This window comes from Leptothoe sp. LEGE 181152, assembly GCF_032906605.1.
Taxonomy (GTDB): domain Bacteria; phylum Cyanobacteriota; class Cyanobacteriia; order Phormidesmidales; family Phormidesmidaceae; genus Leptothoe; species Leptothoe turfae.
Window position 1 is genome coordinate 530,378 of record NZ_JASATU010000017.1, and the last position, 22,403, is coordinate 552,780.

Genomic DNA, 22,403 nt, shown 5'->3' on the forward strand with positions numbered 1-22,403 from the left:
TTTCTATAGAATATATAGTTGATAACCAATATCAATGTTCTAGGCAGAAAATCCGATGGAGAAAACGACTCCATCGGACCACATGTGTGCGTTAAGGAAAGTTAATGGGTTAAAAGGGAGATTATAGATCGGCCCATTCTTCAGGCAGCATATTGGCAACCAGTTCAAAACTTCCAGCACCATCGGGGGTGAGCACATAGGCTAACCCTTGGGGGGCCGGATAGATACCCGTTGCAGCTTCAAAAATATCGTCATGACCAACAATGACCGTGTTTTGCCCAGCCTCAGGTACCGCTGTCAGCAGTGGCATCACGTTATCCTGCATTTCTTCCACCTGAGCATCGGTGTATTCCTCAAAAGGCAGGAAGTTTAGCTTGGAATTCTTCTCATGGCGACCAAAGGCTAAATCCGCTGTCTGCCATGCCCGGCAGTAGTCACTGGAGATGACATCACCCACTGGAATTGCTTTTTCTTCAAAGGCCGCGCCAATATCCTTTGACTGCTGTATACCCACATCGTTGAGTTTACGCTGGGTTTCACAGTCGTTGAGGTCCATGTTGGGATCAGCCTGATCCGCATAGTCACGCTCTGTTTGAGCATGTCGGAAATAGATCACATGACCGCCTTCTTGCAGTGCAGCCAATAAATCCGCGCCAGTTAGTTGGTCCTGAAAATCAGCATTGGCCTGCTCTCCAGCACTGTAGTCAGCACCGCCTTCTCCACCTTCTCCACCTTCTCCACCTTCTCCACCTTCTCCGCCTTCTCCGCCTTCTCCGCCTTCAGCAATCTCAGCGACGGGTGCATCGGTCGCTGTATCAGCAGTGTCACCAGTCGTCGTTCCACCACCACAGCCCACAAGAGCCACTGTAAGACCAAGGGTTAAAAATAACTCAACAGCTTTGGGTTGTCTCATCATCACTCTCCATCTGTTTAAAGCAGTCATTACAGATTAATTACACTATTGAGAGTGGATGTCAAATAAAAATGTTGACATCCATTAAAATATCGATTAGCTGCCGATTCTGTTGTCAACACACCTAAAAAATTACTCCAGCATTACAGGAGAAAAAACCTGTGCTGACGACAATCAACACAGGCACTAACGCGTTACGGACCTTATGGGACCTCTTTATGATGATGTTTAGGCAATCATCAATTCTCTGTGGTGAGCCTTAAGGGCTTTATTGCTGACAAATCGTTCTCTACCAGACCAGCGCATAAGCCCAGTGGCCTCCAGTTGTTTAATAAATCGGGTGATGGTAACTCTTGAAGTACCAATGGTTTCAGCAATTTCTTGATGGGTTAATCTGATAGTGATCAACCGGCCATGGCTCGTGGGTTGACCAAAATTCTCTGCTAACCAACAGGTAAACTGCAGCAATCGATCTTGTACCTGGCGGCAGTGCATAATTTGTAATAAGCGATTAACCTGGGCCGTATGCTTGAGCAGCATATCAATTGTGAGGGGATAATCTAGGGGTAGTCGAATCAGTTCAACGGCACTCAAACACTGTAATTCACAGGGTTCCACTTGACTGATGGGAACGCCAATAACACTGCCTGGGCTCCATAAACCCAGAACAACAATTTCACCCTCTTCACTCCAGGTGACCGTACGCACTAACCCAGAGCGCACTTGCCAAAGTGTACACGTGTCAACAGAGATGCGATCGCGACGCTTAAAACGATAATTGGGTTGTAACAGCGTTGAAGACATAGTGAATAGAGTGTTTACAACATGGGATATAGCTAGAAAGTTAGTAATCTCCGTTGCTGATTTAAAGGATGAATCGATCTAGCAAGATTGTCCTACATCAGTATTTTTCAGATTAGACCCTCCCAAGAACCAGCAACACTAGTGATTTAATACAGCAGCACGGCTTAACTGTTCTACCTGTTGCCAATGGTGCAGGATGGTGGATTCGACTAAACGCGGCTGATCAAAGTGAAAGAAATGATGGCCTTCAGGACAGGTCCATATGCGATCGCTGGGCTTCAGCAACGACTGCCAACGTTCCGAACCATTCACAACGGCATCATTACCCCCTTGACATACCAACAATGGAGGCTGAATCTGGGTTGACTCAATATCTTGACACTTCACCAAAGAATGGATAGCGAGCCCTGAATCTAAATCTTGTTGCAGCATTTCGACCAATACGCGGGTGATATCACAACTGCGTTGACCAAACAACATTCGCGCCATCTGGGCCAACACAATTTCACGACTACAGGGTAACAACTGTCGCAAAGCATAGTAGTGTGCGTGCCAATTAACCCCTGGACTAGCTGCCACAGACAACAGCGTCAATGATCTAACATGTTCTGGATATCGCTGGGCATAAAGCCAGCCCACAACGCCACTCAAACCATGTCCTATTAAATCTATCGGCTGCTTGGTATGTACAAAATTCTTATGCAAATAGTCATGCAACAAACTGATGGCCACCTCTAAACAACAGGGCTCATCAGCCGTTTGAATATATTCCCAGCGAGCGATGGAAACTCGCTTTGACAGACGACACAATAATCTCTGGTCAAATCTCTTGAGATTAGGACTAACCGTCAACCACAACGCAGAGGGAAAGTAAGACATAGACAATAATGATTAACGCAACAATCTGATTAACGGGTTTTGATATTTGGTAAAACAACCTGGATGACGACAACGTCACTTCTCAACGTTATTTCTGAAATAAGCAACTAGTGGCAAACGTTTGCCCCCACTAGAAACAAACCAATCATGGCCACATTGAAACCTCCCAAGCCCACCAGCTTATTGATTATAGATTTCAATAAGCTTCGAAGTTAGTATAAATCACTTTTGGATAAATAGGAATAGATCTCGATAGCTGAATAATAAAAAAGCTGAAGCGCTTGGAGAAAAAGGCTTCAGCTTACTGAATTAAGTGTGATGACAGAATTATTAAGAATTCTTCCAATTAGTTAGGCTACCCACAGGAGACCTTGCCCCGTGATTTACAGCTAGGGCAGACACCGTAGAGCATTAGCTGACAATCTAAAACATGGTAGCCAGAGCTATCTGCCTGTCCTTGACCAATCCGATCAATATTATTTTCCTGAAATTCCAGGGTTTGACCACATTGAACACACACCAAATGGTGATGGTGATCCCGCAGAGGGCGGTTGAGTTCGTAATGCTTATGTCCTTCAGCCAATTCTAATTCCCTCAATAAACCCATATACACCAATAGATGCAACGTCCTATATACCGTTGACAGACTAATGCGTTCGCCATCTTCTCTAAGAACATCGTGAAGATCCTCAGCACTCAGATGATTGCCTTGACTTAGGGTCTGAAAAATACTGAGAATCTTCTGACGCTGAGGCGTAGAGCGGTAGCCTCGGGCATTAAGCTCGGCTTTCCATACATCATCAGAATAGAAAGACATGGGATTCTCCTTTGGAAAGGCTTCGCCTGAGCCACGCTATTTGGGCTATGCACTCCGCCATGGACTAGTTCGCATTAACAAGATTGATACTCATTCTTATTTAGAGGACCTAGATTGGTCAAGTTTTTTATGTTAAATAGCTAGCGCAATTGCCGAAAATGCCTATTAAATACCTAGTTTATCGACTAATCTAACGCCTTCTACAAAAAATCAGCATTGCGATAACCATAATTCAATGCCCAGACAGTTAACGATAGTTTCTATTAAAGATCGCTGACGGCTTCTCGTATCCCACGTCACATAAATAATATAGATTTTCAATAGTGAGGGAGGGGGCAAATCCAAAGCATGCCGAGGGGTTGCATATATCAACGGTAGTAACTCTTAGAAAATGGGCATAGAAAGAACAGCATCTACACGTCACAGGACGTCTATTCATGTCTCAACTAGCGCCTATTATTCTCGAAGACGGAACGACCATTTACATTGAAGCGGCCGATCGTAACGATATCCCCAGCGCCCCCCCTACTGATGAATCGGAACCAGGACGGGTGTCTAAAGGAGCATTTTCCTCAGGCATTCAGCGCCAGTTACCAACCGTCAAAAACACCATTACCCAGTACACCCGTTATGTCTTAAACGCCTTTAAAGAATTAGGCAGTGGTAATGTCGATAAGGTCAACCTTGAGTTTGGTCTGAAAATAGCAGGATCATCGGGCATTCCCTATATCACAGAGGGCAGTGCCGAGGCCAATCTACAAATTACCGTTGAATGCTCATTTAAGGATTAAGCGGCACCACTTTAACCCGTTGCAGTAAATTACCGCCATGGCGATATCCTACATGGCTAACACGTACCAGGTCTTCGGGGTTGGCCATGCCCCTGACCAATTGATGCTGTTGTGGATCATAGGAAAGCTGTTGGCCCACTGTGCCGATAACAGTCACCCCCCAGCTTTCCAGCAATCGTTCCACGGGTTTGACCAAAGGCAATAGTTTTTTAGCATCAAAGCCGTCATGCTCGGTGGCGGCTTTTGCCGCTGTGGGCCAATAAGTCAGCCAAGATTCCAGCACCTGCAGCGAATCCGCTTGGAATTGCTCCTGTAGATACTGGCTTTGTTGTTCTAACCGTTGCTCTAAACGAGCATATTCCTGGCGCAATCGGGCAACTTCGTCACTGGTGCTCTCCCCAATGGAAGCAGCTATGATTTCTGCCGTAAACTGTTCGGGGTCAAATGCCTGAAACAGCTCAGCAAGAGAGCATTCAAGAGCTGCTGCTAGCTTTTTCAAAGCAGTCACCCGCATGGTGTCAATATTTCCCTGCCTCAGCTGTTGTACCTGCCAGCGAGAGACCTTTGCTTTTTCGGCCAGTGCCCGCTGGCTAGGAATATTAGCTTGCTGCATCATAGTTTGCAGAGCCTGCTCGCTGGCTGAGGGATCACCGTGGTTAGATGCGTTGGACATTGACATGCGGTATGAAGCGTTATGGGATTGTACCGCTTAACCAGAACCTGCTAGGAATAGGGCCAGGCATGAGTCGTCGACTCCATATTGACATGTAATATCGATAAATATAAGCTCATGATTAGTTTTATTTATTAAAATATTTTTTTAATAGTAGGTGACTTATGAAGAAGCGATTGAAGCCCCTAGAACTTTTTCTAACCGTCGGTATGATTGCCACCCTTGGTACGGCTTGTGGTGGGGGTGAAGGCGGTGAAGCTACAGAGCCTGCTGACATTGAAGACGTGGCCCCTGAGGGCGGTGAAGGCGGTGAAGGAGACGACGACGACGACGACGATGGCGACGACGAAGGGGGTGAAGGCGGTGAAGACTGATAGAGTCTTCAGCTTTCAAGGGTCGCCAACACATCGATCAACGCATCAATATCAACACTATTGTTATACGGCGCAAGCGAAATCCTAATGCGACCATTGCGCGTGCCACAAACGATTCGGTTACGACGTAAGGCGTCTCTTGCTCTCTCCACATCGAATTTTGAGTGAGCAAGCGTGACGATATGGGGAGAAGCCGACGGAGTCTCCAATGCTCGAAATGGTGTCCATCCGTATGTCTGGGTTCCCTGGATTAACCTGTGGGCAAGACGACGTGAGTGGGCCTCACGTTGACCTGCGCTCAACGTCATTAAATTTTCAAGCGCCGTTGTGAGGCCCACCATCGAAATGTAGGACATCGTCGACTGTGTAAAGCGTCGTGCGCCGGTGGCAAACGTTAACGTTGTGGCGTCAAAATCAAACGGATTGGTTGTTCCCATCCAGCCTGGAAGCGGTGTATCTTGCTCAAGCAAACCGGGAGCAACGGTTGCGATCGCAACACCACCATGCCCCCCCAACCACTTATAGCCACTGGTAACAACAGCATCAGCCTGCCAATGCTGTGAATCTATCTTCAGAATTCCTGCTGCTTGGGTGACATCGACCACGAGCCTTGCATCCACACGCCCACAGGCTTCGCGTAACCGGGGAATATCAACCATGGTTCCAGTGGAAAACTGAACAGAGCTGATGGCTACAACGGCGGTACGACTATCGATGTTATCGATCAGGCCATCTGTAAGATTCTCGGTTGCAATGTCATCAACAAAACGAAGAGCGCAATCATGCTCTTCCGCATATCGAATCCAAGGGCGAGTGATGGCTGGAAAATCTGTTGATACGGCAACAATGCAACTACCGGATGTTGGGCGAATCAAAAAGGGAAGTTGACCGAGCAATTCACTAGCGCTGGCTATAATTGCCAGCCGATCAGGACTACAATTCAAGAGTCTTGCACCGCGCTGACGTAACGACTCAAAGAATCCCACCTCTTCCTCATCGGTCATTCTGAGATTGCCATGGCGGGCAATCTTATCAAGAAAGTCGTGCATTGACTGTACAGCGGGCTGACCAATGAGCCCTAATGAAGCCTGGTTGAGATAGACAGAATCGTTAAGGCTTGGATAATTAGATCGATCGATGAGAGCGTTAATCGTGAAGTTTGCCATATCCTAAATTCAATAGAAAACTACCTGATCTTGTCATCATATTCACCGTTGCGATCGCCACTGGCCCACGAAGTTAGGAGTGTTCGGCAGGTGGAGGATATTAGTCAGGTGGCGTTTGTTCTTATAATAAAAAAGCCTGATCACACTCTCCCTTAAGAAAGGTTCTGTGGGCAGAGGAGACTCGGCTAATAGTGTTCTACCCCCCTGTCGTCCCCCTAGTCACAGGGATAGGCTTCGCCAACGTTGGGGGGACACAAGTACTTGGTTATACCTGTTACTCGGAGACTAGTCCCACGAGTAACAGGTATTGATTACTGCAACAAACTGCGTAGCATCCACGCATTTTTCTCGTGAATCTGTAGCCGCTGGGTCAACAAATCAGCCGTCGGCTCATCGTTGGCCTCATCTGCGATCGCAAACACTTCACGGGCCGTGCGAGCAACCGCCTCCTGGCCTTCAACCAACAGAGCGATCATCTCTTCTGCCTTGGGAACCCCCTCAGTCTCACTAATAGAACTGAGTTTGGCATATTCACTGTAGGTGCCAGGGGCAGGAAAACCGAGGGCACGAATACGCTCTGCGATCGCATCCACCGCCAGCGCCAGTTCGTTATACTGCCCTTCAAACATGAGATGAAGTGTCTGGAACATAGGGCCAGTCACATTCCAATGAAAATTATGGGTCTTGAGATAGAGCGTGTACGTATCAGCCAGGGTGCGAGATAGACCATCTGCGATCGCCTGACGCTGATCGTCACTGATACCAATGTTAATAGGGAGAGTTGACGTGGACATGACTAGTCTCCTGATAGTGAGTGGTGGGTCTTAAACGATGTCCAAGTTGAAATGGGCAGCTGCTTTTGCAAGAGCACTCTAGCCTTAGACATGCACAACGTTCAATAACCTGCTTGGCCAAACAATATAGTGCAGCGCAGCAATTATAGATATTGAAACCTTGCCTGACTGTATTTTGTGGTCTTCTTAATCATACTCATAACGACTTCGACTTGCAATATTTTTTTATTGACTACAGTCAATGTAAAAACACCACTGCATGGCAACATCAGTTAGATATAAAACTCAGACAAATTACCAACACAGTTGATCGAGGTTTGGGCTATGGTTTGAGGGATTATTACATTTGGGCAAATGGCATTGGCACATTGGCAGATAGTGAAGCGGTCCTTAGGCAAACACGCCATAGTTATGGCTGTCGGTTTTCTGACTGTAATTCCCAGCCGTGGTCTAGCCCAAGCACCGCTCAATCCCGAAATTCAAATCGGTCTGGTGCAGCGGTTTGGAGAAGAGCGGGACGATCAGCTTGTCCTCACCCCCCTAAATGGCGATACCCTAACGGTGACCTTTGAAACCGGTGGCCAACCCCAGACAATTACCACCCAGGAGCTGACGTTGGCGGTAGGGGCTAACCCTTTACCCCAACCTGTTTTACAAGAATGGGTGGTGCTCAGTAGCCACCGTAGCTTTGAAAGTGCCGAAGAAAGTGCAAATCAGTGGATAGCAAAGGGCATTGCTGCAGAAGTTGCACAACCGAGTTCTTGGCAGGTGTGGGCGAAGCGAGAAGACTACAATACGCCCCTGCTGCGTCGCTTGCTCTTAGAGAGTCTGCATGGGGCAGGCCATACCAATACCTTTATAGATAGCCGTGTACTCACCGAATCGCCTCGGGCGGCATTCATTGCCAACGGCTATCGCTACCATCGTCACAGCTTTAGAATCACCAGTGCCAATCGCCGTGTCCAGATAGCTGAAAACGGTGGGGCTAAAAAACTATTTGGGGGGGACTTCAAGATTCAGCCCAATGCCTATGGCGACTACACCTTAGTTAACCAGGTGCCCATAGAACTCTATCTGCGGGGTGTGGTGCCCCATGAGATCGGTCCCAGCGCACCCCAGTCTGCGGTGGAAGCCCAGGCGGTGTTAGCCAGAACCTATGCTTTGCGAAATCTGCGACGGTTTGCCATCGATAATTATGAACTTTGTGCTGACACCCAATGCCAGGTGTATCGCGGGTTGAGCGGTACGGTGGCCCGGGCAGATCGTGCGATCGCAGTGACCCAGGGTCAGGTGCTAACCCACAACGGCGAACTGATTGACGCGCTCTACTCCTCAACTACAGGCGGCATAACCGCCCGTTTTAGCGATGTCTGGAATGGGGCAGATCGTCCCTATCTGCAACCGGTGATTGACTCCCTGGCCACCAGCTGGGATCTCGCCGCTCGTCCCCTATCAGACGAAAACAACTTTCGATCTTTTATCAACCTACAAAGCCGCTTTAACGAAGACGACTGGCCCACTTTCCGTTGGCAGCGCTCCGGCACCTTGGAAGAAATCACCACGGGTGTTAAACAATACCTGACCAACCGCCAGAATCCCATGGCCAGCCTTAAAGCTGTTACTGGCCTCACCGTGACGGAACGTGCTAGTACAGGCCGCGTCCAAACCGTTCTAGTCAACACCGACATCGGTGACTTTGAACTCCATAAAAACGAAGTTGTCAGCGCGTTGATCCCACCCCGTAGTCAGCTCTTTTACCTGGAACCTCTGTATGAGGAGACTACGGATGAAGAGCAAACGAATAATGCTGGAGCAACAACAACCTCTGGGGAGACTGCCAATAGCACACCAACCACGCAGCCAACGCCTCCCGTACTTAAGGGCTATACCTTTGTGGGGGGTGGCTTTGGCCACGGAGTAGGCATGAGTCAGACGGGATCTTATCGCCTAGGCGAAAACGGCTGGCCTTACCAACGCATTTTGCAGTTTTATTACCCCAATACTCAACTACTGCCCATTAGCAACGACATTGTGTTTTGGAATGAACCAGCAACAACGATCCCAACGCCAGCAACAAATACTGCGGTAGACACCGCCCCAGCAACACAAGACCCGGCATTTTCACTGCCTTAGCAATTTGGGCGTTGCTGATCCTCAGGGAGATGAATCTAAAAATATTAGTGTTCTACACGACTTGTCATGGCGGCAATAAAAATGCAGGCCCCCTGGTTAACAGGGAGCCTGCATTTTTAGTCTTTACCAACGGCTAGAACAACGTTCAGACCATCCGTCAATAGACAACAAACAAGATGGGGCTTAGTAAAGAGCCTCTTCCTGGTGAGTCTCGATAGTGCAGTCGGAAGTGGGATAGCAAACGCAAGTTAGCACGTAGCCAGCTTCGATCTGATCATCATCCAAGAAAGACTGGTCAGACTGGTCGATGCTTCCAGCAGTAATCTTACCAGCACAAGTGGAGCAAGCACCTGCGCGGCAGGAGTAAGGAAGATCAATACCCTGCTCTTCAGCTGCGTCGAGAATATACTCGTCATCAGCTACGTCGATAGTGGTGTTTAGACCTTCAGCCTCATTGACCAGAGTAACCTTAAAGGTTGCCATGCTAGTATCCTCTACTATTGCAGTGATTGTAATCCTGTCAACTCTCAATAGTTCCCATAAAGTGTTTAGTAAGGAATCTATCAGATCAACATCATTTCTGATACTACGAGAAAACCAGAATGCTGTGGTACTTTTCTCAAAGATGGCTGAATGGTATTCGTAATCGAATCGTGGCTTTTGCCATGGTTTTACTTATACTTCTTCTAATGAGAATACTCGTCAATATTGCCAAAAAGCTCTTCAGACAATAAATGCAGCGCTTTATCAGCACTGGCAAAGCGCTGCATACACCTTGATCAAGTTATCATTAATTAATCTTTTCATTAAAAAAACTTATAGTCCATTTTATCTGTATATTGTTGATAGTTAATCTCCATTTAGTCTGGGTTTCTTTTACTACAAAGGGTGTCCATAATATGACGGTCTTTGTAGTCTAATTAACCTTTCACAAAATTAGTTCAACCTACTCAAATAACGACTTCTCTTTTTGTAGAACGTCGTTGCCTAACCTTCACGTATCAATGGTTATTTACGCTGCCATCATTGGCACTGGCTTTGCCGCGCGTAAGCGTGTTGAGGCCCTTAGGGACATTCCACAGGTTCATTTAGTGGCTGTTGCTAGCCGCAATTTTGAGCGAGCTCAGCGTTTTGGGACAGAACAACAGGTAACAGCTAGCCGTATTGAGGAGCTATGGCATAGTCAACAGTTAGACCTGGTATTTATTTGCACCGTCAATACAGAGCATGGAAACCTGGTAAATCAGGCTTTAGAGCACAACAAACATGTTGTCGTTGAATATCCGCTGGCGTTAAATGTAGAACATGCCACACAGCTGGTGTCCCTCGCCCGCGAGCGTAAGCGACTGCTGCATGTCGAACATATTGAATTGATTGGCGGGTTGCATTTAGCCATGAAGCAGCATATCGCTGCGGTGGGTACCCCCCACTATGTGAACTATCGCACCTTGGCTCCTAAGGATCCCGCGCCTGATAAATGGAGCTATTGCTCGGAATTGCTGGGTTTTCCGCTGATGGCAGCTCTGTCTCGCATTCAACGCTTAACGGATTTATTAGGCTCGGTGGCACACGTCACCTGTCAGGGGAGCGTGCAACCAAACTCAGGTTACTTTCGCAGGTGTTTATATAGCGCTCAACTCCGCTTTCACAATGGCACTTTAGCAGAACTCACCTATGGCAAGGGAGAAGGTCTATGGCGTCGTAGCCGCTACATAGAAGTGAGAGGAGACTTGGGCTGTCTAATATTTAATGGCAACCATGGCTGTTTAGTGACAAAGACTGGGGAACAGCCAATTGTGGCTGCCCCGCGTCAAGGGTTATTTCAAAAAGATACCCATTGGATAATGGAGCACTTGACCGAGGGGAAACCTCTCTATGTGCAACCTGAGGAGAGTTTATACTCCTTACGAATTGCCGCAGCATTGCAACAGGCGGCAGAGTCAGGGCAGCGAATCATGCTGTAAGGTCTAAGACCTAAGCAATCCATTAGCGATTAACCAAAACTCCTGGGCTCTCTTGTTCTGGCACTATGGTCTCCACGTCCATCTGAGCGCAATATTCAAGATCGGCTGTGTTATTCAAACGCAGCAAACGTTGACCATGGGTTGCCACATGCATCAGGTCTAGCATGCGGTGTTGCCATTGCTCATAGAGGCCTACGGCTGCAACAGCGGAGTCGTTGCCCGTGCATTCCACAAAGCTTTGGCCTGTTTTTTCCATCAGTGCATGGATAATCGCTCCAGCACATACGGTATCTTCTAAGGAGTACGTGCCTTCCCAGCCAGAACCCACCAACCAGACAGATTCAGGTTGCTCTTGCTTACGCAGGAGTTTGTCCACGACGGCCTGGCGCGTGGTTAGGGCAGCGGTCATGACTAACGGTGCAGCTTGAATTCGTTGCAGACAGCGGGTGCCGTTGGTGGTACTCATAAACAAGCGCCGACCCGCCGTACGCTCGGGATCATGATCGCGAGGGGAATTGCCCATGTCGAATCCATCTACTCGCTGACCACCACGTTCTCCCGCAAGAATACGTTTCTCAGAGGGCCATTGTTCGCTAGCTTTCACCAACTTATCTAAATCACTAAACACCTCGATGGCTTCAGCACCTGCTGCAAATGCGGCTGCCATGGTGGTAGTTGCCCTGAGGACATCAATTGAGATCGCACAGGCAGGCAGGGTATCAACTGGCGTCTCTTCTGGTGTGTGGTAAACGAATAATTTCACAAAAATTAAGAGCGGACAGACCTGACTATTCTATGCGGGAACGTACTCAAAAAATGTATGTGCTTATCAAATCCCTCCGACAAATCGTCCTGGATTTAATATTCCATGGGGATCGAACTGCTGTTTGATGGCTTTCATCATGTCCATAGCATTCCCGGTATAGCCCCAGGGCTCTATGGTTAGGGATGGAGGTGCTTGCAAAATTGTGAGATAGCCTTTGTGGGCGGTGCAGTGCGATCGCAATGTTTCTAGGGTACCAGCGACATCGTGGGCATCGGCAGACAGCGCAATTAACCCCAACCCACTGGCATTATGCAACCGAGCGAGCCAGCTTGAGGGGAACGTTTCTAACAGCTGCAGTAAAGGGACTAGATGGGTGGGCAACACCCCGATCTTGCATAATACTTTGGTTGGACTGCCCAGCTGTAGTGCCAGGGAGGACCAGAATGAACTATCTTCGGCAGGCTTACTCGTCAGTCCGGCTGTTTTAGCAATTGTTTCAAACCGTTCTACTTGCTCCTCGACACCGGCAGGAATACCTTGAAATCGACCTGCTAAGCGAACACCATTGTCTGTACCAATAAGATCCATGGCGCTGGACGTAATGCCCTGTAGCCGAGTTTGTAAGGCCGCTTCAGCGATCGCCTCAGCGGGTCCCGATAGCACAACGGTCTGGGATTGAACCGCCATGGGATATAGCCTGAGGGTCAACTGGCTGAGAATGCCCAACGTGCCATAGGCCCCGGTCATCAGCTTCATCAAGTCATAACCAGCCACATTTTTGACCACTCGGCCACCGGCTTTCACCACCTCACCGTCATAGCGCACAAACTGCACACCGATCACCGTATCCCGCACGCTGCCATAGCGCTGTCGCAGAGAACCGCCATCAGCAGTCGCTACAATGCCCCCCAACGTCGCCTGATCAGCATAGAGGGGGTCTACTGGCCAAAATTGGTTCTGAGGCTGTAATTTAGCCTGCAAATCGGCAAAAGCTATTCCCGCTTCCCCCCGCATGGTAAAGTCATCTACCCAATGATCCACCAGGCGATTCAACTTAGCGGTACTAATGACCACATCGGCATTATTCAGCTTGTGGTGACAACCCCAATGCAGCTTGGTACGTTGGCCACAGGTCACTATACGCAGGCGCTGTTCGTAGCAGGTGCGCACAACCGCCGATAGCTGTTCAATGGACTCAGGAAAAACAATCCTGAGATCATTATTTGTCTCAAATCGATGATTGCCGAGATTGGACCAAGACATTACCTGGTCGGGACCAAGCAAGGATTCAAATTTATTGACTACGGGGCTCATGGTGATGCGCTGACTGCGCTTTCCATTTTATCGGTTACTGGTTGGAGCGTGGGGAGTCGGTCTAATCAATGCCGATTTTTACGGGGCCACTGCCAGAATTTTTGGGGGGGTCAGAGCGCACCTTACGGTAGTCGGCATAGAGCTGATCGCGCCAGGTCCAAAACCGCTCATAGTCCGGCTCGTCCGCCAATCCTGGCACACCTTTGCCACAAAGTCCTTCGGGTAAATCAATGTAGCGCTGGTCTGGAAACTTGAGATACATGGAAATGCCAGCGACGGCAAAGTCCGCCAGGGTGGGCTGAATGCCTACCAGGTAGGGGTGTTCTGACAAGACGATGCAGATTGATGATAGCGCCTGTTTCAGACTCAAGGTGGCGGCTTTAATGTCATCAGGGCCAAAGCCTACACCTGTACCTAGCAGGTTAAGTAAGTCTCCGGGCACAGCGCTGACTAGACCTTTTAGGACATCGGGGGTGGACGCAGGCAGCAGCGCTGTCCGAAAGCTGGGATGTTGGTTAAAGGCTCCAATCATGGCCTTGCGGGCATTAGGGCCCATGGATTCATCGGCCCAGTCTTCTAGCATTAAACACAGACCGCGCATGGCTCCGTCAGCTGGTAAGACGGGCCGTTCGGGATAGGTTTCATCCAGGTAGGTTGCGATCGCAGTAGAATCTGCTATTACCGTTGCTCCATCCTTAATCACCGGTACCTGACGTTGTCCTGACAGCCGATACAGCTCCACCTGCCCCACCCCAGGCATCACTTCAACAGTTTTATAGGGCAGTTGCTTATAATCCAGAAGCAGCCGGACCTTTTCACAATAGTGAGACGCTTCAAACTGATGTAGCTCTATCATTTTGGGGAGAGTTTTGAATTGAACCTACTGGCCTCAAGTAAAAATGCTGACATAAAACAGTAACAGCAAAGCAGTGTAAGGCATTGAGTTGATAATGTTGTAACTCACAACTCAGCACCCAAAGCTCAAAACTCCCTTAAGAACACCCTGTGGGTTCAGCCACGTTCACCGTCAAATTTTCATACCCCAGGGGCTCAATTAGTTGCCGCATAGTCAGTTCAGCCCGTTCACTGGCCATGGTCAAGATCCCCTCATCACAGGCTCCTTGACGAATTTGCTTAAGGGCTTCCTGCTGCGCTAAGGCCTGGAGTTCCGGGGCACGATCCGGACCTAAGCTCAAGAAACCACGGTCGTACTCATATACTTTTGAGCGAGTGACATCTAACTTACTATCCAGAACTTTAGGCGCTGGCAGGGTCAAAATCAGGCTCGGTGGCAAGTCTTCAGAATCATTGATCACCTGTACATTTTCTTCGCTGATCGCCCCAAGATCGATGCCTGCACGGACTTCTCCGTGGGCAATGTATAACAAGTTAGTTTGACCAATCACATAGTTACCGACTGTCCGGTTGCTTTCCGTGGGCACCACTGCCTCCATGGAAAAGATAGCCGTCGTCAGTTCGCTAGCCCCCTGAATTTGCTCAACGATCAGGGTGCGCGTATCCACCGTATCCTCCGGTGGTTTCGGCGTGAACATTAGCTTCACACCATCCATAAACTGATCCCCAGTACGCCACAGGCCATAACCTGCCACCGAGGCCACCACTAAGCCGCCACCAAAGACCACCATCGATAGCATTGACAAAACCCGCCACACTCCTGGCTGCTGCTGCGGGTTGGGATTGGTTTGTTTATCCTTCTGCTTATCCGTTTTACGAACGCGACTGCGATTAGTAATGCGGGAGGGACGAGTAAACATGATACCGCCTAGAACGCTAGGGATGATTCTAACGTCAGTTGCGAAGAATGAACGTTCAATGCGACCAGTTGTATTAAATGTCCTAATTCACATGCATGTATGGTTCCATACAACCTAGGTAAACACGATAATGTGAATAGGACCGCCCTATTTTGCTGATTCCATGACCGCTTCTTCATCCGAGACCAATCAACAGCGTCTTAAACGCTTTCGCAACAATCTACTGAAGCTCCATAAGCTGCTTTTAGAGTCAGAGCGTGTACGCTACGAACAGGTCAATGGCCCCATTAAAAATAAAGGTGAATTCTTTCAACTGGTGATCAGTGACGATGCGTTTAGCTGGCTACGTCCCATTTCCCAGTTCATCGTCCAGATTGATGAATTTACCAGTACCAAGGAACCGCCCGAAAACCCCGAAGAGACAGCGGCCATTTTTCTAGAGAAAGGGCGGTTGATGTTAAAACCCAATGAAAATTCATCTACGCCCTTAGCTGCCAAATATTTTGAAGCCATTCAGAGTGATCCTCAAATTGCTCTGATGAATGCAGAAATCACTAAAGTCTTTCGAGCCGAGAGGCCTGGTCTTTGATCCAGACTGATGATGTGATAATTCTCTCCCATGCCCTGTGATAGCTTTTGCGAAACATAAATCAAGCCTAATCACATTGAGCATGGATCACGGACCTTGTATTGAACTAGTTTGCTGATTGCTTGTTGGGGGATGTTGATTTCTTTTGCGATCGCACCCTCAATCTCCCCAGGCACAGTCAGATCAAACTGTAGTTTGCGATCGCCGAGATCATTAAAAATAACCCTGGCCTCAGAGGTGCCAGCTTCATTACAAATCTCCACCCGAATGACCCTGATCGCCTCTTTTGAAATGTCTTCTTCAGGCTGCACACCTGTAATCACATAGCGTGATGTGTCATAGGTACGCCCCAGAATTCTGAGCGTCATCAGCTGCCCGATGGTCCAAAAAGCACCCCCTAACACTAGCAGCGATAGCCACAGCCGTAATACTCTCCAATTCAATAGTTGAGACAGCTTTCGCAAGGTGATGATGTTTAACGCCTAATGCACCGATCATACCCAGCAATGAGCGACATCATATTTCTGTTATATTCTCTGCCCATACTAAGGAGCGGTAAACTTTATTGGCCCGTATTGGGTATCCCCCATGATTATCCTGCTGGTTGAAGATGACCCCGCCCAACTACGACCGCTGTGCATCGCCTTATCCGAATCAGGTCACTTAGTCGATGGTGTGGAAGATTCTCAAGAGGCTCAATGGTTGATCAACAATAGGGACTATGATCTGTTGATTTTAGACTGGATGCTGCCTGTGGTTAGCGGCGTGTCTTTATGCCAACAGTACAGAGCATTGGGTAAAGCATCTCCTGTGTTGATGCTGACAGCTAAGGATACAACGGCAGATAAGGTGGTGGGTTTGGATGCTGGAGCTGATGACTACTTGGTAAAGCCTGTAGACATTCCAGAACTGTTAGCCAGGGTGCGAGCGTTGGGTCGCCGCTCCCCCCAATGGCATGGCGATCTACTGAGCCTGGGTGATCTGCGTCTCCATATTTCCACCCTGATCCTGGAGCGCCAGCAGACACGCATTCGTCTTTCCAGTCGCGAATTTCATTTGATGGAATACTTGATGCGACGTTCAGGCCAGGTGATCACCCGCGATAATATCGAACAAACGCTATGGACCTGGGGTACTGAACCAGAAAGTAATGCCGTAACAGCCCTGATCTGGCGACTGCGGCAGCGGTTGGACGAATTAGATGCCAAAAGCTGGCTGGAGACCGTTTACGGTATGGGCTATCGTCTTAAAATTCCTGAAAAAATTTCTTAAAGGGTTCCACACCTGTCGCAATGTTCAATCGCAGTCGTCTTAATCTGGCTTATTGGTTTGCCCTTTCCATGGGGAGTATTTTGATTGCGTTTACCGGTGTGGTTTACACCCTCGAAGCTGACGATAAGCTCCAGGACTTTGATGAGAAGTTGTACTTGACAGTTAAGGACATTGATAATCGCACCTACTACCGTCCCGATCAGGGAGACTGGCTGTTGGCCAAAGGCACCACACTGGTGGGAGAGAATTCCCTATCTCCCCAGAATGAATTACTTTACGTCCGTTGGTACAACCGCAACTGGAAATTAATTCAGTTTGTTGGCTCCACCCATGACCTGAAGCCGGTGATGGAGCCCAAAAAACGCTTTGAGACAATTTATATCAATGGTGTTGCTCCTTCGCAGCAGGCGATTCGTCAACTGACCGTCCCAATTAGATATAACAAACGTGTTGTCGGATATATCCAAGCAGCCACCCCACTAAATCCCCTACAGGCTGATTTAAACCGAACGCTTGTGATTTTGACCCTGGGTGTCCCTGTGACCCTTGGCATTATTGGCTTAACCGGATGGATTTTAGGCGGCATCGCGATGCAGCCTATTCGACAATCTTATGAGCGCCTGCAAAGATTCACAGCTGATGCCTCTCACGAATTACGTAATCCATTGGCGGCCATCCTCAGTAATGCTCAGGTTGCCCTTATCCCTAATCTTGAGTCAGGGTCTCAAGAGGAATGTGTAAAAGAGATCGAAACTGCGGCTAAGGCAATGGGGGGCCTCATTGAGGATCTTTTGTTTTTAGCCCGCCATGAGGGGCCAATTAATGGAGCTGCGCTGATTGAACAGATTAGTGTTGGAGACCTGCTCAAGCCTCTGGTGGACTATGGTCGTACCCAAGCTTTCCGACGAAATCGCACATTTGTTCACGACATCCCAAACCATACCGCTACGGTCAAAGTGAATGCACAGCTCCTGCGCCGAGCCCTGACCAATCTTTTAGACAATGCATTTAAGTACACCAAAGATGACGGTATGGTTCAGCTGCGTCTTCAAGTTCAGGCCAATCATGTGCTGATTCAGGTTGAAGATGATGGTGTTGGTATTCCAGAAGCAGATTTACTCCAAATTTTTGAGCGATTTTATCGGGTTGATGCAGCGCGATCGCGACACACAGGCGGATTTGGCCTCGGTCTATCAATTGCTCAACAGGTGGTGCGTGCCCACAATGGACAGATTACGGCAACAAGCACTGTGGGCAAAGGCAGTAATTTTCAAGTTCAATTGCCACTCAATTAGCCCCCACAGGTCTGCGTCAGCAATACGGACATTGACTTCAAGCGTGCCGCTGATTTGGGCACGCTCACACAAGCTATGACAATGCTTCAAGTAGTGACAGTATGCCTATGCCAAAACCAAATATTAGTGCCAGTTTTAGCAACCATGGGAAACCCATAACGAGGACTGTCCAGCCGATGGCCACATTCAAAAAAACAGCCAACAACAGACAGACGGCAAAAAAAACATAGGTTAACAACAGAAACCCCTGAAGCAACTTGCCCAGCAAATAGTACCAATACGGGTGATGATGAATTTTTCGCATAAACACCTCTAACAGTCATTACAAACAGAGATCATTGAGAGATGTAGAACTCTCTCTACATCTCTCAATGATTAAGCAGCTGCGCGCGCGCTCGGGGTAGATAGTTGTCGGGTGAGATAACGTACCGAGTCTGGCTCTGATAATGGAAAATTGACAACAGGCAGAGGCAGAACTGGCTTGATCAACAAAACCAAACCATTACGATCAATGACCTGCACGGGAGTATCTACCGGTAAAGGATAACGTAACGCATCAGCACAACGCGCCAACCAAGATACTCCCTGCAGTTGCACTCGACCAACAGAACCAGGCTCAATTAACTCAATCACTCTGCCCTGGACTTTCAAAAAGCCTAAGGCTTCAGAAGGAGGTGTAGTGGTGTCAAGGCTAAAGACTTTTTTCCAAAATGGGCGGATAGACATATTAGTGTCCCCCTTAACTATGGCATACAGTTCCTATACATAAAAGCTGCAGCAACGCTAGCTTCTAAGACTTGTTAGAGTTAGTACCTTGGGAGTCTTTGATAATTTCAATTTCTCCGCTGGAACCAGAAAGTACTACGGTTGCAATTGTTTTTCTAGCAGGTTTATCGGATTTAGGCTGCGGCGATTGGTTAAACAGCAAAATCAGTACCCCGCTTAAGCTTAAACCAAGCAACATGTCTAGTGGCATAATACAATCCCTCACTTAATATCAGCACTTACATCGTTTGGTGCTTTGTAGTCTTATCTTGCCAAAGAGAAAGTCTAAGTTGAAACCTCTAAAGTCTTGAGAGTTGTCAGTTGTTTTAAAGCCTCTTAGTGTCCCTAATCATAAAAAGTCAGGTGGAAATGAATGACTTTCCATGACGTACTACAGAAGTCAGTACAAATGCTTTGGTAAAAAAGTCATAATGTCATAGTAAAAAGTCATGTAGACGTTTAAAAAGTCATATGACTTACGTTAGACTCCTGGATATACAAGGGTTGTGTGTGTCTACTTTACAGTCAAGGAGTCTACTTTGGAGCTAAAGGATGTCTTAGCCTATGTCGATCGCTGTGTTTTTGAATATGCTGATCGACATCTAAATAAGATTGAGAAAGATATTATCCGCTGGACTTATGAAGGCCTTTCATACGATGAAATGGCAATTCAGATGCAATATGGCTCAAGTACCCTACGTGCTGTATACGGATATCAACTATGGCGGCTTCTGAGACGGGTGTGGCCCAATGAAAATATTAATAAATCGAGATTTAGAGGGATTATAGAGCGTCTTTATCGAGAAGATCTAGACTTAAGTAGAGATAGTAATCAACAAAGCTCTGTCTCAAACACTTCTAATCTGGACCTTAAGATAATTCCTGAAAACAATTCTAATGGTGTTTATAGAAATGAATTAATACCTCGCTTGGTTGATACCCTCAAGTCAGGGTGTCGGGTACTTCTTTTGACTGGAGCTAAGGGTATTGGAAAAAGTTACCTGATTGAATCTTTGGGCTCAGAACTAAGGAATCATTTTGCGCAGGTCGTTTATCATTCAACCCACGAAGCTGCTACCTGGCGAACGTGTTACCAAGAATTATCTGCTCTTGGTTTATTGGATTTAACCAACGAATCTGCAAATAAGACGGCTGTATCAGAGCATCAAATGCGTCAGCAGCTACTCCAAGTACTCCACCAGGCCCCATATCTAATAATTATTGATCAGACTGAGCGCTTTATAGAAGATCTCAAACAGGAGATCTTCTATAAAGAAATAACAACGGCTATCAATCACCAAAGTGCCATACTATGGGTTAGCGCTATTCGCCCTGCTGAGATCAATAGGCGCGTTACTATAGAGACCTTGAAAGGCTTCTCATTTGACGAAGCAAGTACTTTTATAAATGAAGAATATCCACATCTCAGCAACTCACTATCTCAAAATGAGATTCACTGGAGGCAGCTTGTCAAGCTATGTGGAGGAAGTCCTGAGCTTTTACATAAGAGTATTGAGGCCTTGCAATCATTTTATTCTATTAACCAGATTGAGCAGTTTACGACTGTTCTCTCATCGTTTCCACCTTCTCTATTTAAATACTTTGAGAGTTTGACAGATGAGTTATCAGAAATAGAACAAAAATTACTCTATCTATTTGCCTTTAATCCCCTATCCTGGAATGATGTACAAAAATGGCCAATAATAAATAAATTTTCGCAAGATCAGTTGATGCAGGCGTGGAGTATGCTACATCGTCGGCATCTTTTAGAGTACTTTTCAGAAACCGATGGTATCTATCAGATTACTCCACCATACTTGGGCCTTTATTTACTCCAAAAGTTAAGAGAGATATTTCTGCAAGAGTTAAATGTAGAAAACCTAAAGCTTTTCCACACTTACCCGTTGTCTCTACCAACTGCCTCTGTAGAGCAGCAGAAAATCCTTAAAAACTATCTTTTGGTGCCTATGGTCAATACGCTTAGGCATCGGTTGTCGCCAGAAGATTTACATGCTAAATTTGGTCGCCTGATCAGTCAGCTTACTACATTGCCTGCATCCTCTTGTAGCTATGCAGCCGGTAGCCTATTTAATTTAGCTGTCCACATGAGACTATCGCTCGTCGATGTGAGTTGGGCTAACCTAACCCTATGGCATGCTGATCTCAGAGCACCTGGATTACAGGGCCTAGATTTTAAAGGATGCCAATTTCGAGAGGCCGTCTTAATGACGGGAGTATACGAATCTTTTGAGATCGCACTACATCCTAGTAGAGCAGCGATGGTCATTGGCGATTCGCAGGGATTTTTGCAGGTTTATCAATGGGTTAACAATCGATTTATTTTGGCCTGGTGTGATGATCTGGGTATCCCCATTCAGCAAATAGTGATTACAGATAGCAATACGCTAATTGTGGTCTTAATCGACCAGAGCATTCTAATTTGGGACACACTTACCCGTAAAGAACAGTCTTATAGTGATGTATCTGGCGTTGCCGCTATTTGCAGTATTGACCTGAAAGCTCATTTACTTGCAATTGGCTTGGGTAATCGAGAAATTCAGCTTTGGAATTTAATATTGGGTGAAAAAATAAGCGAACCGCTGTGTGATGCCAATGATATTGTGAGACATTTGGCATTTAGTCCAGATGGCAGAATTTTAGCAGGCTATGACAACAACAATTCAATACTGGTTTGGCACTACAATGCATCACATAATACCTACACCATGGCTGAGGCTCCACTGCCCTTAAACCCCTACGGAGATTTCTTAGCGTTTCAATGGATGGGGGATCAGCTGAGTGTGATTGAAGCGATGTCAAATGATGATTCCCATAAACGCCTATCTAAGGTCGTAGTTCGCTCCTTTACAGTCACTGATCAGACTATGGCAGAAGATTCAATCGATTTCAAAGTCCAAGAATTGGAGATTAATGCCAGCCAGCCTTACCAGGCTACCTTTAGTAAAAATGGAAGATATCTAGCAGTGTGTGACATAGATCACACGGTTTGGGTTTGGAATGATATTATGTCTCTAATAGAGCTGATTACTTTACCGGAATTGCCCGATACCCTGTTTATCAGTGATGATGGACAACAGCTTCTATGCCAAAATCCTTCTAACATAAGTATTTGGAGCCTTAAGACCCAAGAGATTTTACAGATTTGGGAAACTGTCAGTGATCTAGATCAATACCAGGACTGTAAATTTTACACAAAACAAGGGTTCTCAGACGACGAACTGTATACAGTGCAAAGGCTTGGAGGTGTAGTCGTTGAGTGAATATTACTTGGGATGTTACAAACCCTGAACAATCCTTC

Annotated in this window: 23 protein-coding genes; 8 read left to right on the forward strand and 15 right to left on the reverse strand. The window is 47.2% G+C overall.

Going from position 1 to position 22,403, the window contains the following annotated elements; all coding sequences use genetic code 11:
* Positions 1 to 121: 121 nt before the first annotated feature.
* The 4 genes from QGP82_RS10515 to QGP82_RS10530 all read right to left on the reverse strand — a co-directional run bounded on the left by QGP82_RS10515 (position 122) and on the right by QGP82_RS10530 (position 3,413).
* Positions 122 to 913 carry a histidine phosphatase family protein gene (locus tag QGP82_RS10515; protein WP_499059261.1) on the reverse strand — a complete coding sequence of 264 codons (792 nt, stop codon included), beginning with the start codon at positions 911 to 913 and terminating at the stop codon, positions 122 to 124.
* A 228-nt stretch (positions 914 to 1,141) separates the two neighbouring features.
* Positions 1,142 to 1,717, reverse strand: a complete 576-nt coding sequence (locus tag QGP82_RS10520) for a Crp/Fnr family transcriptional regulator (RefSeq protein ID WP_006513766.1) — start codon at positions 1,715 to 1,717, stop codon at positions 1,142 to 1,144.
* A gap of 138 nt (positions 1,718 to 1,855) precedes the next feature.
* A complete protein-coding gene (locus QGP82_RS10525) occupies positions 1,856 to 2,596 on the reverse strand; it encodes an alpha/beta fold hydrolase (RefSeq protein WP_163660351.1) in 741 nt (246 codons plus the stop codon).
* A gap of 355 nt (positions 2,597 to 2,951) precedes the next feature.
* Positions 2,952 to 3,413, reverse strand: coding sequence for a Fur family transcriptional regulator (locus QGP82_RS10530; protein WP_163660353.1), 462 nt, complete (start codon positions 3,411 to 3,413; stop codon positions 2,952 to 2,954).
* Positions 3,414 to 3,850: 437 nt separating this feature from the next.
* Here QGP82_RS10530 and QGP82_RS10535 point away from each other — a divergent pair, with 437 nt between their 5' ends.
* Entirely contained in the window at positions 3,851 to 4,204 is a 354-nt protein-coding gene (locus QGP82_RS10535) for a CU044_2847 family protein (RefSeq protein WP_163660355.1), read from the forward strand.
* On the opposite strand, the gene QGP82_RS10540 is transcribed toward QGP82_RS10535, so the two are convergent.
* On the reverse strand, positions 4,194 to 4,877 hold the full coding sequence (locus tag QGP82_RS10540) for a helix-turn-helix domain-containing protein (RefSeq protein ID WP_499058916.1): 684 nt from the start codon (positions 4,875 to 4,877) through the stop codon (positions 4,194 to 4,196). The genes QGP82_RS10535 and QGP82_RS10540 overlap by 11 nt on opposite strands.
* A gap of 164 nt (positions 4,878 to 5,041) precedes the next feature.
* On the opposite strand from QGP82_RS10540, the gene QGP82_RS10545 reads away from it, so the two are divergent.
* Positions 5,042 to 5,251, forward strand: coding sequence for a hypothetical protein (locus tag QGP82_RS10545; protein WP_163660359.1), 210 nt, complete (start codon positions 5,042 to 5,044; stop codon positions 5,249 to 5,251).
* 8 nt (positions 5,252 to 5,259) lie between these two features.
* Here QGP82_RS10545 and QGP82_RS10550 read toward each other — a convergent pair whose 3' ends face one another.
* Both QGP82_RS10550 and QGP82_RS10555 read right to left on the reverse strand, forming a co-directional pair.
* Complete coding sequence (locus tag QGP82_RS10550; RefSeq protein WP_499058919.1) at positions 5,260 to 6,417, reverse strand: aminotransferase class V-fold PLP-dependent enzyme; 1,158 nt, start codon at positions 6,415 to 6,417, stop codon at positions 5,260 to 5,262.
* Positions 6,418 to 6,728: 311 nt separating this feature from the next.
* The gene (locus tag QGP82_RS10555; RefSeq protein ID WP_163660363.1) at positions 6,729 to 7,211 is read right to left on the reverse strand and encodes a Dps family protein; all 483 of its coding nucleotides are present in this window, start codon (positions 7,209 to 7,211) and stop codon (positions 6,729 to 6,731) included.
* A 411-nt stretch (positions 7,212 to 7,622) separates the two neighbouring features.
* Here QGP82_RS10555 and QGP82_RS10560 point away from each other — a divergent pair, with 411 nt between their 5' ends.
* On the forward strand, positions 7,623 to 9,344 hold the full coding sequence (locus QGP82_RS10560) for a SpoIID/LytB domain-containing protein (protein ID WP_499058921.1): 1,722 nt from the start codon (positions 7,623 to 7,625) through the stop codon (positions 9,342 to 9,344).
* Positions 9,345 to 9,527: 183 nt separating this feature from the next.
* On the opposite strand, the gene QGP82_RS10565 is transcribed toward QGP82_RS10560, so the two are convergent.
* Positions 9,528 to 9,827 carry a ferredoxin gene (locus tag QGP82_RS10565; protein WP_006513757.1) on the reverse strand — a complete coding sequence of 100 codons (300 nt, stop codon included), beginning with the start codon at positions 9,825 to 9,827 and terminating at the stop codon, positions 9,528 to 9,530.
* A gap of 521 nt (positions 9,828 to 10,348) precedes the next feature.
* On the opposite strand from QGP82_RS10565, the gene QGP82_RS10570 reads away from it, so the two are divergent.
* Positions 10,349 to 11,308 carry a Gfo/Idh/MocA family protein gene (locus tag QGP82_RS10570; RefSeq protein WP_163660365.1) on the forward strand — a complete coding sequence of 320 codons (960 nt, stop codon included), beginning with the start codon at positions 10,349 to 10,351 and terminating at the stop codon, positions 11,306 to 11,308.
* A 22-nt stretch (positions 11,309 to 11,330) separates the two neighbouring features.
* Here QGP82_RS10570 and QGP82_RS10575 read toward each other — a convergent pair whose 3' ends face one another.
* From QGP82_RS10575 to QGP82_RS10590, 4 genes are all read right to left on the reverse strand, one after another.
* Entirely contained in the window at positions 11,331 to 12,071 is a 741-nt protein-coding gene (locus QGP82_RS10575; protein WP_163660367.1) for a 2-phosphosulfolactate phosphatase family protein, read from the reverse strand.
* A gap of 66 nt (positions 12,072 to 12,137) precedes the next feature.
* A complete protein-coding gene (locus tag QGP82_RS10580) occupies positions 12,138 to 13,388 on the reverse strand; it encodes an FAD-binding oxidoreductase (protein ID WP_499058923.1) in 1,251 nt (416 codons plus the stop codon).
* A gap of 61 nt (positions 13,389 to 13,449) precedes the next feature.
* A complete protein-coding gene (locus tag QGP82_RS10585; RefSeq protein WP_163660369.1) occupies positions 13,450 to 14,244 on the reverse strand; it encodes a glutathione S-transferase family protein in 795 nt (264 codons plus the stop codon).
* A 136-nt stretch (positions 14,245 to 14,380) separates the two neighbouring features.
* Positions 14,381 to 15,163, reverse strand: a complete 783-nt coding sequence (locus tag QGP82_RS10590; protein ID WP_163660371.1) for a DUF4230 domain-containing protein — start codon at positions 15,161 to 15,163, stop codon at positions 14,381 to 14,383.
* Between the two features lie 163 nt (positions 15,164 to 15,326).
* On the opposite strand from QGP82_RS10590, the gene QGP82_RS10595 reads away from it, so the two are divergent.
* Positions 15,327 to 15,752 (forward strand): hypothetical protein, encoded by a 426-nt coding sequence (locus QGP82_RS10595; protein WP_499058925.1) that lies wholly within the window; start codon positions 15,327 to 15,329, stop codon positions 15,750 to 15,752.
* Positions 15,753 to 15,823: 71 nt separating this feature from the next.
* On the opposite strand, the gene QGP82_RS10600 is transcribed toward QGP82_RS10595, so the two are convergent.
* Entirely contained in the window at positions 15,824 to 16,216 is a 393-nt protein-coding gene (locus QGP82_RS10600) for a hypothetical protein (RefSeq protein ID WP_250565769.1), read from the reverse strand.
* Positions 16,217 to 16,340: 124 nt separating this feature from the next.
* Here QGP82_RS10600 and QGP82_RS10605 point away from each other — a divergent pair, with 124 nt between their 5' ends.
* Positions 16,341 to 17,024: a response regulator transcription factor gene (locus tag QGP82_RS10605; protein ID WP_163660375.1), complete on the forward strand. Its 684-nt coding sequence runs from the start codon at positions 16,341 to 16,343 to the stop codon at positions 17,022 to 17,024.
* 20 nt (positions 17,025 to 17,044) lie between these two features.
* Entirely contained in the window at positions 17,045 to 18,319 is a 1,275-nt protein-coding gene (locus tag QGP82_RS10610; protein WP_163699046.1) for a sensor histidine kinase, read from the forward strand.
* Positions 18,320 to 18,694: 375 nt separating this feature from the next.
* Here the strand turns inward: QGP82_RS10610 and QGP82_RS10615 are convergent, their stop codons facing one another.
* Both QGP82_RS10615 and QGP82_RS10620 read right to left on the reverse strand, forming a co-directional pair.
* On the reverse strand, positions 18,695 to 19,045 hold the full coding sequence (locus QGP82_RS10615; RefSeq protein ID WP_163660381.1) for an NfeD family protein: 351 nt from the start codon (positions 19,043 to 19,045) through the stop codon (positions 18,695 to 18,697).
* Between the two features lie 64 nt (positions 19,046 to 19,109).
* On the reverse strand, positions 19,110 to 19,295 hold the full coding sequence (locus tag QGP82_RS10620) for a hypothetical protein (RefSeq protein ID WP_163660383.1): 186 nt from the start codon (positions 19,293 to 19,295) through the stop codon (positions 19,110 to 19,112).
* Between the two features lie 328 nt (positions 19,296 to 19,623).
* On the opposite strand from QGP82_RS10620, the gene QGP82_RS10625 reads away from it, so the two are divergent.
* Entirely contained in the window at positions 19,624 to 22,365 is a 2,742-nt protein-coding gene (locus tag QGP82_RS10625; protein ID WP_499058930.1) for a helix-turn-helix domain-containing protein, read from the forward strand.
* Positions 22,366 to 22,403: the final 38 nt, after the last annotated feature.

Bases quoted from the DNA above. Each gene is read 5' to 3' on its own strand.
- QGP82_RS10535 (WP_163660355.1), top strand. From the start codon at position 3,851: ATGTCTCAACTAGCGCCTATTATTCTCGAAGACGGAACGACCATTTAC.
- QGP82_RS10555 (WP_163660363.1), bottom strand. From the start codon at position 7,211: ATGTCCACGTCAACTCTCCCTATTAACATTGGTATCAGTGACGATCAG.
- QGP82_RS10550 (WP_499058919.1), bottom strand. From the start codon at position 6,417: ATGGCAAACTTCACGATTAACGCTCTCATCGATCGATCTAATTATCCA.
- QGP82_RS10590 (WP_163660371.1), bottom strand. From the start codon at position 15,163: ATGTTTACTCGTCCCTCCCGCATTACTAATCGCAGTCGCGTTCGTAAA.
- QGP82_RS10615 (WP_163660381.1), bottom strand. From the start codon at position 19,045: ATGTCTATCCGCCCATTTTGGAAAAAAGTCTTTAGCCTTGACACCACT.
- QGP82_RS10620 (WP_163660383.1), bottom strand. From the start codon at position 19,295: ATGCCACTAGACATGTTGCTTGGTTTAAGCTTAAGCGGGGTACTGATT.
- QGP82_RS10560 (WP_499058921.1), top strand. From the start codon at position 7,623: ATGGCTGTCGGTTTTCTGACTGTAATTCCCAGCCGTGGTCTAGCCCAA.
- QGP82_RS10530 (WP_163660353.1), bottom strand. From the start codon at position 3,413: ATGTCTTTCTATTCTGATGATGTATGGAAAGCCGAGCTTAATGCCCGA.
- QGP82_RS10595 (WP_499058925.1), top strand. From the start codon at position 15,327: ATGACCGCTTCTTCATCCGAGACCAATCAACAGCGTCTTAAACGCTTT.
- QGP82_RS10545 (WP_163660359.1), top strand. From the start codon at position 5,042: ATGAAGAAGCGATTGAAGCCCCTAGAACTTTTTCTAACCGTCGGTATG.
- QGP82_RS10565 (WP_006513757.1), bottom strand. From the start codon at position 9,827: ATGGCAACCTTTAAGGTTACTCTGGTCAATGAGGCTGAAGGTCTAAAC.
- QGP82_RS10525 (WP_163660351.1), bottom strand. From the start codon at position 2,596: ATGTCTTACTTTCCCTCTGCGTTGTGGTTGACGGTTAGTCCTAATCTC.
- QGP82_RS10580 (WP_499058923.1), bottom strand. From the start codon at position 13,388: ATGAGCCCCGTAGTCAATAAATTTGAATCCTTGCTTGGTCCCGACCAG.
- QGP82_RS10520 (WP_006513766.1), bottom strand. From the start codon at position 1,717: ATGTCTTCAACGCTGTTACAACCCAATTATCGTTTTAAGCGTCGCGAT.
- QGP82_RS10610 (WP_163699046.1), top strand. From the start codon at position 17,045: ATGTTCAATCGCAGTCGTCTTAATCTGGCTTATTGGTTTGCCCTTTCC.
- QGP82_RS10515 (WP_499059261.1), bottom strand. From the start codon at position 913: ATGAGACAACCCAAAGCTGTTGAGTTATTTTTAACCCTTGGTCTTACA.
- QGP82_RS10585 (WP_163660369.1), bottom strand. From the start codon at position 14,244: ATGATAGAGCTACATCAGTTTGAAGCGTCTCACTATTGTGAAAAGGTC.
- QGP82_RS10605 (WP_163660375.1), top strand. From the start codon at position 16,341: ATGATTATCCTGCTGGTTGAAGATGACCCCGCCCAACTACGACCGCTG.
- QGP82_RS10570 (WP_163660365.1), top strand. From the start codon at position 10,349: ATGGTTATTTACGCTGCCATCATTGGCACTGGCTTTGCCGCGCGTAAG.
- QGP82_RS10540 (WP_499058916.1), bottom strand. From the start codon at position 4,877: ATGTCCAACGCATCTAACCACGGTGATCCCTCAGCCAGCGAGCAGGCT.